At 40.0% G+C, this 15,768-nt stretch carries 11 protein-coding genes; 4 read left to right on the top strand and 7 right to left on the bottom strand.

From position 1 onward, the window contains the following. Nucleotide 1 precedes the first annotated feature (1 nt). Both BN8061_RS05355 and BN8061_RS05350 read left to right on the top strand, forming a co-directional pair. Nucleotides 2–478 carry a thioredoxin family protein gene (locus BN8061_RS05355; RefSeq protein ID WP_078690902.1) on the top strand — a complete coding sequence of 159 codons (477 nt, stop codon included), beginning with the start codon at nucleotides 2–4 and terminating at the stop codon, nucleotides 476–478. A gap of 10 nt (nucleotides 479–488) precedes the next feature. Continuing rightward, a complete protein-coding gene (locus BN8061_RS05350) occupies nucleotides 489–1,343 on the top strand; it encodes an RteC domain-containing protein (protein WP_431355981.1) in 855 nt (284 codons plus the stop codon). A 19-nt stretch (nucleotides 1,344–1,362) separates the two neighbouring features. Here BN8061_RS05350 and BN8061_RS05345 read toward each other — a convergent pair whose 3' ends face one another. Together BN8061_RS05345 and BN8061_RS05340 are read right to left on the bottom strand one after the other, a co-directional pair. After that, entirely contained in the window at nucleotides 1,363–6,792 is a 5,430-nt protein-coding gene (locus BN8061_RS05345; protein WP_068597139.1) for an N-6 DNA methylase, read from the bottom strand. Further along, nucleotides 6,779–7,216 carry a DUF1896 domain-containing protein gene (locus BN8061_RS05340; RefSeq protein ID WP_068597137.1) on the bottom strand — a complete coding sequence of 146 codons (438 nt, stop codon included), beginning with the start codon at nucleotides 7,214–7,216 and terminating at the stop codon, nucleotides 6,779–6,781. The genes BN8061_RS05345 and BN8061_RS05340 overlap by 14 nt, the downstream gene beginning before the upstream one ends. A gap of 185 nt (nucleotides 7,217–7,401) precedes the next feature. Here BN8061_RS05340 and BN8061_RS05335 point away from each other — a divergent pair, with 185 nt between their 5' ends. Together BN8061_RS05335 and BN8061_RS05330 are read left to right on the top strand one after the other, a co-directional pair. Further along, complete coding sequence (locus BN8061_RS05335; RefSeq protein WP_068597136.1) at nucleotides 7,402–9,531, top strand: DUF262 domain-containing protein; 2,130 nt, start codon at nucleotides 7,402–7,404, stop codon at nucleotides 9,529–9,531. An 18-nt stretch (nucleotides 9,532–9,549) separates the two neighbouring features. Continuing rightward, nucleotides 9,550–10,308: a Swt1 family HEPN domain-containing protein gene (locus BN8061_RS05330; protein WP_068597134.1), complete on the top strand. Its 759-nt coding sequence runs from the start codon at nucleotides 9,550–9,552 to the stop codon at nucleotides 10,306–10,308. A gap of 29 nt (nucleotides 10,309–10,337) precedes the next feature. On the opposite strand, the gene BN8061_RS05325 is transcribed toward BN8061_RS05330, so the two are convergent. From BN8061_RS05325 to BN8061_RS05305, 5 genes are all read right to left on the bottom strand, one after another. Further along, nucleotides 10,338–11,219 carry an ORF6N domain-containing protein gene (locus BN8061_RS05325; protein ID WP_068597133.1) on the bottom strand — a complete coding sequence of 294 codons (882 nt, stop codon included), beginning with the start codon at nucleotides 11,217–11,219 and terminating at the stop codon, nucleotides 10,338–10,340. Beyond that, a complete protein-coding gene (locus tag BN8061_RS05320) occupies nucleotides 11,219–13,303 on the bottom strand; it encodes a type IA DNA topoisomerase (protein WP_068597132.1) in 2,085 nt (694 codons plus the stop codon). The genes BN8061_RS05325 and BN8061_RS05320 overlap by 1 nt, the downstream gene beginning before the upstream one ends. Before the next feature lie 3 nt (nucleotides 13,304–13,306). Next, nucleotides 13,307–14,776 carry a DUF3945 domain-containing protein gene (locus BN8061_RS05315; protein ID WP_068597130.1) on the bottom strand — a complete coding sequence of 490 codons (1,470 nt, stop codon included), beginning with the start codon at nucleotides 14,774–14,776 and terminating at the stop codon, nucleotides 13,307–13,309. Between the two features lie 85 nt (nucleotides 14,777–14,861). After that, the gene (locus BN8061_RS05310; protein ID WP_068597129.1) at nucleotides 14,862–15,170 is read right to left on the bottom strand and encodes a helix-turn-helix domain-containing protein; all 309 of its coding nucleotides are present in this window, start codon (nucleotides 15,168–15,170) and stop codon (nucleotides 14,862–14,864) included. Between the two features lie 20 nt (nucleotides 15,171–15,190). Beyond that, nucleotides 15,191–15,550, bottom strand: coding sequence for a helix-turn-helix domain-containing protein (locus tag BN8061_RS05305; RefSeq protein ID WP_068597128.1), 360 nt, complete (start codon nucleotides 15,548–15,550; stop codon nucleotides 15,191–15,193). Between the last annotated feature and the right edge of the window lie 218 nt (nucleotides 15,551–15,768).

Here is a 15,768-nt window from a genome sequence, read left to right as displayed (position 1 = left end):
AATGAGCTTAGTAAATAGATTTGGATTAGTTATTATTATGGTTTTCTTTTTGGGCAGTATCGCTACTGCCCAAATGAAAACTTTTGCCATTGAGGATGTAGATAGCCTGATGTTAAAAAAAGAAAAGCCAATACTGATATTGCTTTCAACAGACTGGTGCAAGTACTGCCAGATGCAAAAAAATCAATTAGAAAAGAATAAGGATTTCTTAATGCAGTCCGACAAGTTCTACTATGTAATATTCAATGCCGAAGGCAAAGATGATATTGTGTTTCAACAGAAAACCTTTCAATACAAACCTACAGGGTTGTCATCGGGTATTCACGAGCTTGCTGTAGCTTTAAATGGTTCAGAAAAAGTTGCTTTCCCTACCTGGGTTTTATTAGATACTAAATATCAGGTTTTGTTCAGATACAACGGGGTGTTAAAGCCATTAGAAATAAAGGAATTACTAAAAGCTATTGAAGCATCCAGGTAAAGTTTGTTAAATGCATTGGTCTGTTTTTTCACATTTAATTAAAGCTATGGATGTAACCTATAATAAAATACTACATAAACTTGAACACGACATTCAGGATATAGAAATCGAATCGGAACACTCTATACAACGTATTGAAATCATTATAGAACTTATCGTTAAATCTTTATCTGAAGTAAAAGAGTACGTACTGAAGAACGGGTTTAAGAATACTGATGCCGAAATTCATTTCTTCAAACATCAGAAGCCAGCCATTGTCGCAAAACTCATTTACTACAATGCCATTTATAAAATCGAAACAAAAAAGCCTAATGAAACAAAGGCAATCAGGAAACATTTCAACGAAGAGTTGAGAAAGCTCAAAAAGTATTTTGACAATAATATTGAATTTTATAAATACTACCGCACCAATAATACATTTATTGATGAGAAGCTGTTTTTGCGTGGCAAACACGACATAAAATTGAGCCTGGATACGGTGTATTTTGAAACCGACCATAGGTTTTCCACTTCCCACGATTATAAGGCAGCAAAGATTATCGCCAATGACCTGATACAAGTCTATATTGAAGACCAACTGAATAACAACAACCAGCGGAAATCACGCTACCACGCTTCGTTAAACTGGGCAGAGAGCAAAACAGCATTAACCGAATTGATTTACGCACTGCATTCGCAGGGTGCTTTTGGCAATGCCGATATAATAGCCATCGCCAAAACATTTGAAAATACCTTCAATATCAGTTTGGGCGATTTCTATCATACGTTTATGGAACTTAAATCCCGGAAAATAAACCGTACCAAATTTCTGGACAGTTTGCGTGATGCCTTGATTAGGAAAATGGACGAAGAGGACGAAAAATAGTGGTTACTTTTAGATTACATTACAATACCCCACGAGACAGATGAATACCCTTTGTCCGTACAATGCTCTCTGAAACCTTTTGCGTTTCTTTCTGTTTTTCGGTCTGCTCCACAGCATCTTCTTTAGGTTCAGGGGTAATGGATAACTGTATTTTTCGTTCCACGGCAGCCAGTTCCGTTTTAAGTTCGCTCAATCGGCTTTCCTTAGACCACGTTCCGCCCACTACTTCCTGAAGTATAGGCAGGTCTTTTTTAATTTCAGTAATCTTCTTTTGTTCCTGGTCAATATAGCCGGGCAATTTTTCCAATGCCCTCAAAAAGTTCAATGATGCGGTTTCGGGTTCTTTCGCCATTAAACCATTGTTGTAAGTGTACTTGATATTGCCCTCTCCCTGTACCAAAAAGCGGTTTACCCGAATATCTACGCCCTCTTTTTCGGATATTTCGGTTTTAACCAATAAGGTAAATCCATACAGGCTTCCTATTTCTTCATACTGACCTCCGGTGCGGGCTTTATCCGCAAGCTGGTTGAGTTTCGCTCCGATTTGTTTTATATCCGCATTGGGCTGTAAGCCGTCCAACTGAACAGGGTTTGCGATAGTGCCGTCAGAACGCTTTTGTATGCGTTGCTGTAAATTTTCCCAATCAAGGCTCATTCGGTTTAACCTACTTTGGGAGGCTTCCAGCAATTCCGTAAAGTCTTGTAGCTTGTATTTAGCACTGAATTTAGAACGGTTGAACGCTTGCTTTTCGCTTTCCAGTCCTGCAATCTGCTTTTCTAATTTGGCTTTGTCCAACAGGTCTGTATTTCCTGAAAGGATAGCCACATATTCCGAAAAGTTCATTCCCGATTTTTCGTCCATACTGCCCTCGTCAATGGTACGTTTACCGAGATTATTGTTTTTTAATTGGTCAATAAATAGCTGTTTATTGTACAGCAGGTTGAACTTATAACTGTCCAGTGATTTTTCTACGGCATAGATGATTACATCTACTTTGTTATCTGCAAAAAACTTGGCAATCTCATTGCCCTTACGAACAGCTCTGCCATCCCTTTGGGCAAGGTCGCTCGGTCGCCAAGGGGTATCTAAATGATGAACGGCAACGGCTCTTTTCTGTGCGTTCACGCCCGTACCCAGCATACTTGTAGAACCGAACAGCACACGGATTTTACCCTCGTTCATTCCCTTAATCAATTCCTTACGTTGCTTGTCCGTTTTGGCTTCCTGAATAAACCGGACTTCATTCGCAGGTATACCGTGGTCTTCCACGAGCTTACGTTTAATTTCGGAGCACACGTTCCATTCGCCCGGCTTGTAGGTTCCTAAATCAGAGAAAACGAATTGTGTTCCTTTCTGTGCGTTGTATTGGTTATAATACTTAGCAATATTATTGGCACAATGCGAAGCCTTATTATCTGGATGGTCTTCATAAGCACCGCTTACCATTCGCATATCGAGCGACATCTTACGGGCGTAATCCGTAGCAATAAGCATCTTTGCTTTTTCTTCGCTGGCACTTAGCTTTGGTCTGCCCAACAGTTCCGCATTTCCTGTTTTGGCAAACTCCATTAGTTTTTGGATAAATTCAGCTTGGTCTGGAGTAGGTGGTATGTTATACAGCACCTCGTTCTTATTCGGGCGGTCAATGCCTATATCCTTTGCTGTTCGGTAATCCGTGATTTCAGAATAGAATTGGGCAAGCTCCGGCACTTTGATAAAGTATCGGAAACGCTCTTTTGCCACGATATTGTTAGCGACTGAAAACTCATAATCGGTTGTTTTCCTCGCATAGATAGCTGCCCACGCATCAAAAGAATGAATACCCTGCTTTTCCATTGCTCTTGGTCGCAGGTATTTGAACAGCAGGTACAATTCCGTTAATGAATTGCTGATAGTTGTACCCGAAAGGAAAGTTGCTCCCATATCCGCATTGATGCGTTCCTGAATGGTACGGATAGCAAAGAGCAGGTTCATTGCCTTTTGACTACCGTCCACATTGCCCAATCCGGCAACCCGTGTATGCCTTGTATTGAACATCAGATTTTTGAACTGATGGCTTTCGTCCACGAACAAATGGTCTATACCCATCATCTTAAAATCCACCACATCATCTTTGCGGTTTTGAATATCGTGTTGTAGGGTTTTGAGCTTTACTTCGAGGTTTTCTTTCCGCTTGATTACTCCGGCAAGCATTCCTCTGGTCACTTCCTTGCCTTGCGATTGTAGGGCATCGAGGTTACGCTCTACGCTGTCCAATTCTATTTCAAGGATTTCTTTTTGTATTTCGGGGCTTTGGGGTATCATTCCGAATTGGTCGTGTGTAAGGATTACACAATCCCAATCGTTATTTTTAATATCCCCGAAAATCCGCAGGCGTTTTTGGGGCGTAAAATCTTCTTTGCCAGGAAACAGGATTTTAGCGTGTGGATAAGCAGTGCGGTAGGCTTCGGCAATTTCGTGAACATTGCTTTTCAGCCCGATAATCATAGGCTTGTGGGCTAAACCCAAACGCTTCATTTCCTGTGCTGCCACACACATCACAAGGGTTTTTCCTGCACCTACTTCGTGGTCGCAGATAGCACCGTTATTGAGTTTTATCATCCAAACGGTGTCCTTTTGGCTCGAATACAGGTCTTTAATGCCCAATGCTTTACGGTCTAATCCCGGAAAATCCTGATGTGTTCCTTCATAGTTGGGGCGGACGAAGCAATTAAACGTATCGTTGTATTGGTCGGTCAGCCTGTTTTTAAACTCATCGTTTTGGGCGTGAAGCCACTCGGTAAATGCGGTACGGATTTCGTCAATCTTGGTGTATGCCATTTGTATGGCTTCCATATCCCGTACCTTGACCTCTTGGTCGCCAACCTTGATTTTCTTGGTAATATCCGGTGTGGTATTGACAAGGGCGTGTTTTAGTAAAGCAATCCCGTCAAACGTTCTGCTTTCGGCTTTGACAGCATATTTTTCCCATATGTGTAAATTCTTACGGTCGCACTTTACTGAAAAATCGTCGGAGCTTTCAGAATAATGAACAAGTACGTCCGTATCAAAAAGATGTGAAGCAAATCGGGCATAAATGCCTGTGGGTATCCAGCGTTCGCCCAAATTAAAATCGAGTTCCTCAAATTCGATACGTCTTGGTCGGGCTTCCTCCAATACCGTAAGGCTTTGTTTGGCTTCCTTATCATCGGGATTGCTTTCAACATAGGCACTGATTTCTTTGGCTTTCTCCACCACGTTACCGGCAATCCAGCGTTCGGCAATCTCGTACTCCCTTTCCAACGGATTGTAAAAAATACGACCGTGTAAATGCTCTTTCAGGGCATCGGTAGTCATATTGCTGATTTCGGACATATAGTCCAAATCAACCGTTCCGTATTTATTCAGCGATGCCGCTAACGCTTCCTTTGGATTGTCGGTTGCTAATGTTGTGGTAGAAAAACTTACGGGGTGGCTGAAAATATCCGCTTTTTGAACAATACCGCCTTTCACACGCTCCAAATACGGGATTTCCTTTCCGGCACTATCCGTTTTAATCAGCTTGATATTATCGGCACTGTTCAGGTTGCTGTACTTTTTGACAAAGGCATCGTACAGGCTGTTCAGTTTTTCTCTTTCTTCCTTATGTTCCGTTTGCTTTTCGGCTTCTTTTTGATACAGGTCATTATAGGTATCACGCACAGCGATATAGGCTTCGGCTCTTGCTTTTTGGGCTGACGGCAGTTGCAACGGGTGGAACATTGCCGTTCCGTTTTCCTTATCGACCTCCTGCAAATGACCGACCCAGCCATTGTCCACGACAAGGCAATCGTTACGGTGGTACGATTGCAATTCCTTACTGTATAAGGCAGGTTCGGGAATGGTAACAGGAACGGCTACGGAAATAGCTTGCTTATCAGCTTGGCCATTCCCGTTTACTTGCGAAAACAAATCGCCGATTGCTTCCTGTTTTTCACCATTGATAGCCGTTGTTCCGTTTGTAGTACCGTTTGAAATCGGAGGTGTGTAAGGCTGTTGCGTAGCAGAACTGAACAGGTCAGTTTGGCGACCTATCGCACCTCGTCTTTTGTTAGCGGTCTGTCTTTTGGCTTGCGTAGTTCTTTTGGGTGGAGCAACCGCCATTACAGGTTCGCTCACATTTTCAAACAGGTCGAAAATGCTTAGCTGTGTAAATTCCTGTGAGCTTTCCTTTACTATGGTTGTTTGCGTAAAACGAGGTTGTTCCGGCTGAATAATTTCACGCTCAATGACTGGGGGCGTTGACTGTACCGGAATTTGTACGATTGGCTCATCGTTCCGTTCGCCTTTGTACAAAGACAAATTCAGGTGCTTTCCAAAATCATCAGAAAGCATTTGTTTCAAATCTTTGGCAATTCCGGCAACACCGTCTTTATGGGTATAGATGATTGCGGGCTGTCCGTAAGGGTCGGTATCTATTTTACGGTCGGTATGTATGACCCTTGTTCCATTCTGAAAGTAAGCATTGCTTGGCGTATTGTATTTGGTTTGCTTGCTTTGGCAAAACAGTTCTTCCGTTTCGGTCAGGCTTTGTTTTGCCGTATTCTTTTGCAGGATAATCAGGTCACTTCCAACTTCTGTACCTGCATATTCTGTAAACAGATTGTTGGGCAGCCGCACAACCGAAACCAAATTATTGTTTTCCATTAACGCCCTGCGTATGGGTTCGTTCTTCGGGCTGTTAAGTATGCCTTGCGAAGTGATATAAGCCAATATACCGCCATCACGGAGCATATCAGCCCCTTTCAGAAAAAAGTAATTGTGTATGCTTCGAGCAGCCTGTACTTTTGCACTGTCCTTACTTCGGGAATAGGAAATGTCGAATACAGAAGTATCGCCAAACGGTATATTGCTGGCAATTACATCATACGTGTTTTGTTCCTTATCGGGGATTTCTTCAAAGCCACTCACACGTATATTGCTTTCGGGATAAAGGTGTTTTAGAATTTTGCCCGTCAATAAATCCTTTTCATAGGCTGTAACTTTGGTTTGGCTCTCTGCAAAGGACTGAACAAAAGACCCGATACCTGCGGAGGGGTCGAGGAATTTGTCAATGTTCAGACCGCTATCCCTCAATGTTGAGGATATAGCGTTGATAACCTCCGGCGGTGTATAAAAAGCGGTCAGTACCGAACTTTTCATACTGTCCACGTACCGGCGGTATTGCTTTTCGTCCGTAGCGTTTTCTTTTAGTAATTCGTGGAGTTCCTGCGTAATCGGGAATAAATCGTGTTCGGTTTTCCGCCAATGATTGATGTCTATTTCGTTCGCTATGGGGTTCAGAACGAATTTAAGACCGCCAAATCCGCTGCATTGCATCATTAGTAGTCTTTCACCTACGGTAGCTTGTCGTTTCTCGTTCTCCAGTTTAAAAGCAATCCGCAGGGCATCAATATTCTGTTGGAGATGTTGCTTTTTACTGAAGCCCATTATCTTCAATCCAAATGGCGATTGTTCCCGTCAGTTCGGTGTAGAGGACATCAAACTCATACCCGTAGGCGAAATCATCTGTTAATTCATACTTGGAGAAAACAGGCTCGCAGACAGGGAACATTTTAAGTGCGAACGGTCGCAGTTCCTCGTCTGCCATTAGGGTGTCGAACTCATTACACACGACCTGAAAAACCGTATCAAACTTGGAGAAGTGTAATCCCTCAAAGAGTATGTAATTCGCAATCTCATTGCATTGGTCGATAGCGTTTCCGGAGCTGAACGCACCCTCATAAGCATTGGCAGCCCACGAGCAGCGCTGGTCGATAAATTTTTGGTCGTGTGCTTTTTCAGGAAAGCTACTGTTAAGGTGTTCTTGCAGTCGTAATTTGAAATACGACAAGTCTTTTTGCTGTGTACTCATAATAAATTTTGTTTTAGAATTTTGCGTAAAGCCTAAAATTAGAGCAGGGAGCAAGAGCCTTTGAAGAAGTGGCAGGGTTTGGCTTTGAGAGGCAGGATTTGACGTAAGAGTATTAATAACGAGGGATTTTATTTTGTATTTTTGATACTTGATAAAATCAACAATTAAAGAACGGTCATCAAATAATGAATGAATTAGAACCCTTAAAAAGTATTTTTAAAGACAGAATATTTAAAATACCCGATTATCAGCGTGGCTACGCTTGGACAACAAGACAACTAAAAGATTTTTGGGAAGATTTAGTCAATCTTCCTGCCGATAGATTTCACTATACAGGTTTACTCTCTTTGAAAAAGGTAGATAAAAATATCTGGAATAACTGGAACGACGAACGATGGTTAATTGAAGATAGAGGATTTAAACCTTTTCATATTGTTGATGGGCAACAGCGATTGACAACATTTGTAATTTTCATTCAAGCTATTTCTGAACAACTAAAAGCAATACCGGAAAACAAAGGCAAAAAAGATGAAGAAATTTATCTTGGCTCTTTTAGCTTAAAGGCTATTAAAGAAGAATATTTAGTAATAGAAAAACCTCCTCAGTTTATTGTTACAACCTACAAGTTTGGCTATGAGGTCGATAATCCGAGTTTTAAATATTTACGTCATAAGGTTTTCTTAGAACCAAATAGCGGAACAGTACAAGAAACTTTTTACACGCTCAATCTTGAAAATGCAAAGCATTTTTTCAAGGAAAATCTGCAAAACTATTTTGAAACATACGGTTTAACCGAGATAGAAACATTATTCAAAAAAGTTACGCAAAACCTGATGTTCAATGTTTACGAAATAAGTGACGATTTTGATGTTTTCGTAGCATTTGAAACGATGAATAATCGTGGCAAAAAGCTGTCAAATTTGGAACTTCTCAAAAACAGGCTAATTTATTTGACGACTTTGTATGATGAAAAGGAGTTAAAAACTGATGAGAGAAATTCTCTGCGTGAAAAAATCAATGATGCTTGGAAAGAAGTTTATTATCAACTTGGGAGAAACAAGAAAAATCCACTTAATGATGATGATTTTTTAGTGGCTCATTGGATAATGTACTTTCAATACACGAGGGAGAAAGGAGATGATTATATCCGTTTTTTGCTGGAACAGAAATTTACACCTCAAAATATTTATGCAAAAACAGAGGTAAAAATAAGTTCGTTGCAAGAGTTTGAAGAAGTTCGGGAGGATGAAGATACCGACCAAGAAGAAGTTGAAATAAACGGAGAAGAAGAAGTAATTGTTATGCGTTCCCAACTTTCTCCCAAAGAAATAGAAGATTATGTGAACAGCTTAAAGGCTGCCGCTGTACATTGGTATAATACCCATAACCCTGTAAATAATCCGGACTTAACCACACAGGAAAGTCTTTGGATAGACCGTTTGAATAGAATTGGTATAATCTATTTTCGTCCACTCGTAACAGTAGCTTATTTGAGTAAGAATGTTAATCCTAATAAGAGAGTTCAGCTCTTTAGAGCAATTGAGCGTTTCATTTTTATTACATTCAGGCTTAGCCGAGCTTTTTCAACATACAGAAACAGTGAATTTTATCGTGCAGCAAGACAACTGCGAAATGGGGAACTAACAATTGACAATATCATTCACAGATTGAATGAAAGAATGGATTATTGTTTTTATACACCTGAAAATTCTGAAGAAATCTACTTTGATTATACCTATTTTCAAAAGTTCATTGACAAGAAGTTTAAAAGCGGAGGAGGTTTCTATTCTTGGAATGGGCTTCGATATTTCTTATATGAATATGAAATGGAGAAAGTTAGACAAAGAGGAAGCCAAAAGATAGATTGGAAACTGTTTGTTAAGAGCGAAAAAGATAAGGTTTCTATTGAGCATATTTATCCACAGACACCAACAGATAAATATTGGAAACAAAATTTTAAGGAATATAAAAAGAATTTTCAACCTTTTTTTCAGGGAACATTGGGCAATCTTTTACCATTGTCGCAAAGTATAAATTCAAGTTTACAAAATGATTGCTTTGAAGATAAGAAAACAGCAAAATATAATGACAGAAAGGAAAAAATAAGACAAGGATATTCTGACGGTTCGCATTCAGAGATTGAAGTGTCTGGATATGATGTTTGGAACCCGGTTGCTATACTTGACCGAGGTAATAAATTATTAGAATTTATGGAGCAACGCTGGGATTTGAAATTTGAAGATGATGAAGCTAAAGCAGAATTATTATTTCTTGATTTTATGCTTCCAGAAGAAGAACATAGTATAGAAGAATAACCTAAAATATTTATGTAAATGAATTATACAGAAAACATTGAACGCTTAAAAATACTACTTACAGGAGCATCTACCGATGTTACTATAACAAGTGATAATGAAGCAGAATATAAAAGATTGAAAAGTGAACTGAATAAATCTGCGAAGTTCCAAACCAACCAACCAAAGGAATTTAAAATTTGCTTTACTCTTCAAGAATTTAGAAGAGAAATGCAAGCAAAAGGAGGATATGCGGAACGAAGAAAATATATTAATGAGATATTCTACCCTCTAATTTCAGATGAAAATTCCCTATTAGATAGCATCGAGGAAATACAACAAAATGTAAACTTTGGGCATTTAAACCTTTTGCCGCAAGACATACAACAAAAAGGACGAGAAATGTCGGAAGTCTATTTGTATTTATATTGTATTGAAAATTCTTTAAGAATATTTATTGAAGAAATTATGAAGACTGAAACAATAAATATTCCCCGAAAAGTACAAGAAACCATAGATGAACTAAAGAAAAGCGAACAAGAAAGTAAATATTTGCCCATTCGAGGTAATAGTGATTTATTTTACTGCGACTTTATTGAGTTAGGAAAAATAATAGTTGGGAATTGGACAATTTTTGGGAAGTATTTTCCTAAGCAGAATGAACATTGGTTGAATGTAATGGTTGATGAACTATACAAAATACGGTGTTTGGTTGCTCACAATAGTTATGTTGGTAAAGATGAACGTGATGCACTAAAAGTTTATTATAAGAGTATCACAGCCCAATTACAGTTATAGTATAACAATAAACCCTCTGAATGGAGGGTTTATTGTTGATTAAGGATTTGAAGCATCCTGCCGACTTCTATATCCATCCGTGAAAAGGCAAACCATTTTTTGCCCAGGTCTTTCAGTGATGCCCCGATATGATAAAGCTCTATATCGTCAATAATCAAAAATCGGTCGTGGGCATCGGAGAAAATTTCAATCTCAATAGCAGGATATTGGCTGTTGTACCGTTGCAAATCCAACCGTAATTGATTGCTGATGATTTTGGTATATATGGTGGCAGTTACATTTGTATTTCGTTTGCCCAACAAGGTCAGCACCGTATCGTCCACATAATTATCAAGCAGGATAATAGAACTTTCTGCACTTCGGATAATATCTGATAAAAAGGCGTAGGCATCAAAAACCTGCCCGTTATAGAAAATACCTTTTTCGCTGTGGAGCTTGTCGCTTTCCAAAGCCTTAAATATTTCCTCGATTTTCTGGTCAGCTTCCAACTGCCGTATTTCAATTTTATCCAAACGATGAAATAATGAAGCATTACTCATTAACATCCTCCGCATTTCTACAAATGCGTCCATTATCTCAATACTAACCCTAACAGCGACATCAGAACGGAGTACAGCCGACAACATTGCTATTCCTTGTTCGGTAAAAACGTAGGGCAGATAACGTCTTCCGCCTCGCCCAACGTTTGAGGTTCCAATTTGGAACCTCAAAAAATCACTTTCTTCTTCAGTCAGTTGAAAACAGAATTTATCGGGAAATCTATCTAAATTCCTTTTTACAGCCTTGTTCAATATTTTGGTTTCTACCTGATATAATGTAGCAAGGTCACTATCCAGCATTACCTGTTTACCCCGTAGGGTATAAATCAGATTGTTGATTTCTTTGGGTATAACTGTGGGCTTGTTTTCCATTACTTTTTGTAGTTTTTGTTCTTCTCAAATTCAAAGGAACTCTCAGCATTGGCATTTAGTACGATGTACGCATCGAATTTCTTTCCGGCTTTGCTTTTCATTCCTTTGATAAGTGATGTTTTGCCTTTATTGACAAGGCTTTCAATATCGGCTATGCTGATTGGTACACCACACACATTGCGGAACTGCACCCAATTACAGCTTTCATCAGGGCATTTGACAATCTTGTCACGGATAATGAGTTGCTGACTTTTGCATTTCGGGCAAACCAATTTAGGCAGGTTGTTTTGGGCAATGGAAGTTTGCAATAGTTCATTGGTAATAGAGGAAGCATAGCTTTCCATTTCGCTTTGGAACACTCCGGCATCGGCTTCGTTGTTTTCAATTTTCTGCAATGCCAGTTCCCACTCGGCAGTCATTGCCACATCTGCAATTTTTCGGTCTTTTACGAGTTCATATACCTGCAATCCTTTTTCGGTTGGTGTCAGGGATTTCTTTTCTCGTTGGATATAGTTACGGGTAAACAGCGTTTCGATTATCGCTGCCCTTGTAGCAGGCGTACCAATACCGATATTTTGCAGGGCTTTCCGTTCGTCCTCGTTTTCGATTTCTCTGCCTGCATTTTCCATTGCCGACAATAGACCTGCTTCGGTATAAAGCACAGGCGGTTTGGTTTTCTTCTCCAAAACGGAGGCTTCTTTGATTTTGATTTCATCGCCTTTTTTCAGTTCAGGTAAATCCTGTACAGGTTCGGTATCATCATCCAAAAAAGTACCTATAAGGGAACGCCAGCCTGCTTCAATAATCTTACAGCCTTTTGCCGTAAAGTCGTAATGCAGTGCCTGTAAAGCCACATCGGTTATCTCCTTGATACAGGCTTGTGAAATGGCTTCGAGTAATCGAAAGGCAATCATATCATAAACTGCGTTTTCCTTTGCGTTCAGGGCAGACGGTATTTTATCCGTAATCAGCAAACCGTGATGGTCGGTTACACGCAAATCATTTACGGTACGTTTATTGAAACGACCCCATTTCACTTTGGTTACAGCTTGTTTGCAGGTTTCCCTGTCCTGCAATGCTCTCACGAGATTGGGAATTTCTGCCCACATATCTTCGGGAATGTATTTGCTTCCGGTGCGAGGGTAAGTGATAAACTTCTTTTCATAAAGGCTTTGGGCAATGTTCAGCGTTTCTTCGGCAGAAAGGTTGAGCTTTTTGTTTGCTTCCTTTTGCAATCCTGTAAGGTCAAACAACAAAGGCGGTTGCTCTGTAACCCTTTTGGTTTCTACCGATGTAATTGTTGCCGTATCGCTTCGCTGAATGGATTTCAGCGTATCGTTAGCGAGTTTTTGGTCTTCCCATTTAGTTTTAGAAAGGCTTTTAAAATCAATACCTGCTTTGTGATGCAACAACTGTATCTGCCAATATTGCTGCACCGAGAAATTTTTGTTTTCCAGATAGCGTTTGCATATCAAAGCGAGTGTGGGTGTTTGTACTCTTCCGAGCGAATAAACTCCATTGCCTGCGGCAATGCTCAATGCCTGTGTAGCATTGATGCCCACCAACCAATCGGCACGGCTTCTGCCTTGTGCCGCTTGATACAACCCGTCGAATGCTGCCCCGTATTTGAGGTTCTCAAAACCCTGTTTAATGGCTTTTTCGGTCAGCGAACTTATCCAAAGGCGTTCAAAAGGTTTACGGCATTTCAAATACTCATAAATAAATCTGAAAATCAACTCGCCTTCACGTCCTGCATCGGTAGCTACAATAATGCTATCACTACGGTTGAAAAGCTGGTCTATTATTTTCAGTTGCTTTAATGCACGTGTATCGGCAGTATAGCCTTTGTCTTTTTTTACTTTCCGGACGGTCAGTAAAAACGGGTTGGGGAGTATGGGCAATGATGCTTTGTCAAATCCTGAAATCCCGTAATCTTCGGGCATTCCCAATCCTATCAAATGACCGAATGCCCACGTAACAAAATAGCCATTGCCCGTCAGGTAGCCGTCCTTTTTATCAGAAGCTCCCACAAGTCCGGCTATTTCCCTTGCTACGCTTGGTTTTTCTGCAATAATTGTTTTCATACACTACATTTTTCTTCCTTTGGATTTTGCAGGGGTTTTTGGCTGCTCCTGTTGTTCCTGCTGTTGTCTGTTTTTTGGTCTTTGCTGTCCTTTTTGCAAAGGCTCTTTAATATTCTTGGTCGCTTCGTTCGTTTTGCCTTTGGAATTGACCTCGGTTTGCGTTTTGTGTTCTTCGGTAGGTTTAATACGCTCTTTGTATTTGTTAGGAAACTCAAAATCGGTTTTTCCCGTTTCCTTGTTGAAAGTGATATAGCCATTATAAGTTTGCCCTTTCTTATCTACCAAATTGGCTATGTAAACCGTTTGTCCGTCTTTGAACTTATTGTATTGCTCATCATCAAGTTCTTTTCCCCTGAAAGTTCTTGGAGCTTCCTGCGGCTGGCTTTGCTCATTGCCCTGTTGGGTACTTTGTTGCGTTTTTTGTGATTGCTGATTGTTGTTGGTTCTGTCAAATAGATACTCCACATAGTTTTTATCTGCATTATACTGTAATGTTGCATCAAAGGATTTTCCTTTTGTTGAAGTCATACCCTCAACGAATAGAGGTTTGCCCTCCATTAAGGTTTGCTTTTGCTCATCATTAAGTTTAACTCCTTTAATCTCATCGGGAATTTTGATTAAAGATGTCCGCAGGGCAATAAGTTGATTGGTAAGTCTGTCCACGCTGATAATGGACGGCATTAGTTCGCCTGTTTTGGAGTTTTTCAAATCAACCACCCGCCCCATATTTCCCGTTTCGAGCAGGTTCTTCTTGTCTTCTTCCGTAAACGTGTGCCCAAAAAATTCTTTGTGTAGTTCAGGAGCTTTGCGGACACCGTGTACAAATACTACGGGTTTTCCGTCTTGGTCCATTTGCAGTGCAAGACGGGCATCTGTACGAACTGCAACGCCTCCGAAATTGATACTTACATTCAAAAGCTCATTCGTTTTGTAACCTTTCAATAGCGGTTCAAGCAGGTTTCGCTTTTCAAGATACTCCTTGCTTACTCCGAGATTTTTCATTGTTTCCCAATCAACCTGTTCGGGTTGGAAACGGTACTCGCTTTTTTCCTGTGTTTGTGTTGTTGCTGCCATATCATTTTTATTTTCTGGTTTCTGTTCTTGTTGTGGTTCGGGTTTTACTTCGTGTTCTTTCATCACTTTTTCGCCTTCGGGAGTTGGTTTATCAACCTGTTTTTGCATTTCCTGTGCTTTCTCAACGGCGATAGGTGCAGGCACTTTGAAGAACGAAAAATTGGTAGGGTTTTTCAGTTGACTGAAAAAATTGGAGAAGAAGTTGGAAAAGAAATCACCGCTTTTGTCCACACGCATAAACTGATTTTGATTTTTCTTCGTGGGGTCAACGGTTTCCATTTTCCCGTTCTCATCAATACTCTTTACCGCCTGGATTTTCATTTTTTCTTTATCCAGCACTAATAATATGTCCGATAACTGTTCGGGCATTTCCTGTTTATTGGTTGTTTCTTCGCTCATAATCTCAAAAATTTAAAAGTTCACTGCCGAAAGTAAAAGAAGCGTTCACTGCATTGCATTAAGTGGCACTCAAAGGCAGTGTTTGTCACTTATTGGCGTTCATTTTAGTTGTGGGAGGGTTAAAGCTCTCTCTTATGAACTGATGCACATCGGATAGCTTGTAATACAGTTTTCCGCTAATAGTATAATAGGGAAGTTTACCGATGGAGCGATACCGCTGCAGGGAACGATTGCTGATTTTCAGCATTTGAAGCAAGTCCTGATTATCCAAAAGCTCTTCACCATCAATGCTGTTGCGTTTCTTTTTCAAATTATCAATATGGTCGTCCAGCATATCAAATCGTTCCATTATACGTTCCATCCACGCTAAAAATTCTATTCTGTCAATATTCATAGGGATATATTTTTAAAGGTTCATACCTGTTTTTTATCACTCTTTAGTTTCCTGCCTTTTTCGATATAGCTTTTGCCTTTTGCCATAAGTTCCTGCACGTATTCATCACTACTCTGTACAGCATTAGCATTGAGCATCTCTTTAATTGCTCCAACAGTATAGAAGTACTGCCCGTAGATTTTTGAATAGGTGATCTCGCCTTTGGTACGCATACGCCACAAGGTCTTTTCGCTGATGTGCAGGTATTGGCATACCTCGTGGTTATTGAGCCACAGGTCATCATAGCTTGTATCTTCCTGCCTTTTCAGATAATCAGCAATAGCATTGATACGACTGTTTAGCTGTTTCCACGCTTCTTCTTCAATGGTTATGATTTTCATTGCATAGTTTTTTAAAGTTCACTCTGCAAAATTGGTAAGGGTGGCAGAGTTTGTCCGCCAATCCTTACCAATTGGTTTGGCATTTTTTTGAAAATTTTTGTAATTAGGGGAAACCCTTGTTTAATAATGGTTTTACGGAAATCAGACAGGAATTTTGGTCTTGATATGGAGGTTTTGCCAATTGGCAGATATGGGCAAAGAAAAAGCAGTACATTTTG

The sequence above is a fragment of the Vaginella massiliensis genome (genome assembly GCF_900089075.1).
Taxonomy (GTDB): domain Bacteria; phylum Bacteroidota; class Bacteroidia; order Flavobacteriales; family Weeksellaceae; genus Weeksella; species Weeksella massiliensis_A.
This window is presented reverse-complemented; position numbering and strand designations above follow the sequence as displayed.

Coding starts and splice junctions, on each gene's coding strand:
- BN8061_RS05305 (WP_068597128.1), bottom strand. CDS start 15,550: ATGAAAATCATAACCATTGAAGAAGAAGCGTGGAAACAGCTAAACAGT.
- BN8061_RS05320 (WP_068597132.1), bottom strand. CDS start 13,303: ATGAAAACAATTATTGCAGAAAAACCAAGCGTAGCAAGGGAAATAGCC.
- BN8061_RS05325 (WP_068597133.1), bottom strand. CDS start 11,219: ATGGAAAACAAGCCCACAGTTATACCCAAAGAAATCAACAATCTGATT.
- BN8061_RS05330 (WP_068597134.1), top strand. CDS start 9,550: ATGAATTATACAGAAAACATTGAACGCTTAAAAATACTACTTACAGGA.
- BN8061_RS05335 (WP_068597136.1), top strand. CDS start 7,402: ATGAATGAATTAGAACCCTTAAAAAGTATTTTTAAAGACAGAATATTT.
- BN8061_RS05345 (WP_068597139.1), bottom strand. CDS start 6,792: ATGGGCTTCAGTAAAAAGCAACATCTCCAACAGAATATTGATGCCCTG.
- BN8061_RS05350 (WP_431355981.1), top strand. CDS start 489: ATGCATTGGTCTGTTTTTTCACATTTAATTAAAGCTATGGATGTAACC.
- BN8061_RS05310 (WP_068597129.1), bottom strand. CDS start 15,170: ATGAATATTGACAGAATAGAATTTTTAGCGTGGATGGAACGTATAATG.
- BN8061_RS05355 (WP_078690902.1), top strand. CDS start 2: ATGAGCTTAGTAAATAGATTTGGATTAGTTATTATTATGGTTTTCTTT.
- BN8061_RS05340 (WP_068597137.1), bottom strand. CDS start 7,216: ATGAGTACACAGCAAAAAGACTTGTCGTATTTCAAATTACGACTGCAA.
- BN8061_RS05315 (WP_068597130.1), bottom strand. CDS start 14,776: ATGAGCGAAGAAACAACCAATAAACAGGAAATGCCCGAACAGTTATCG.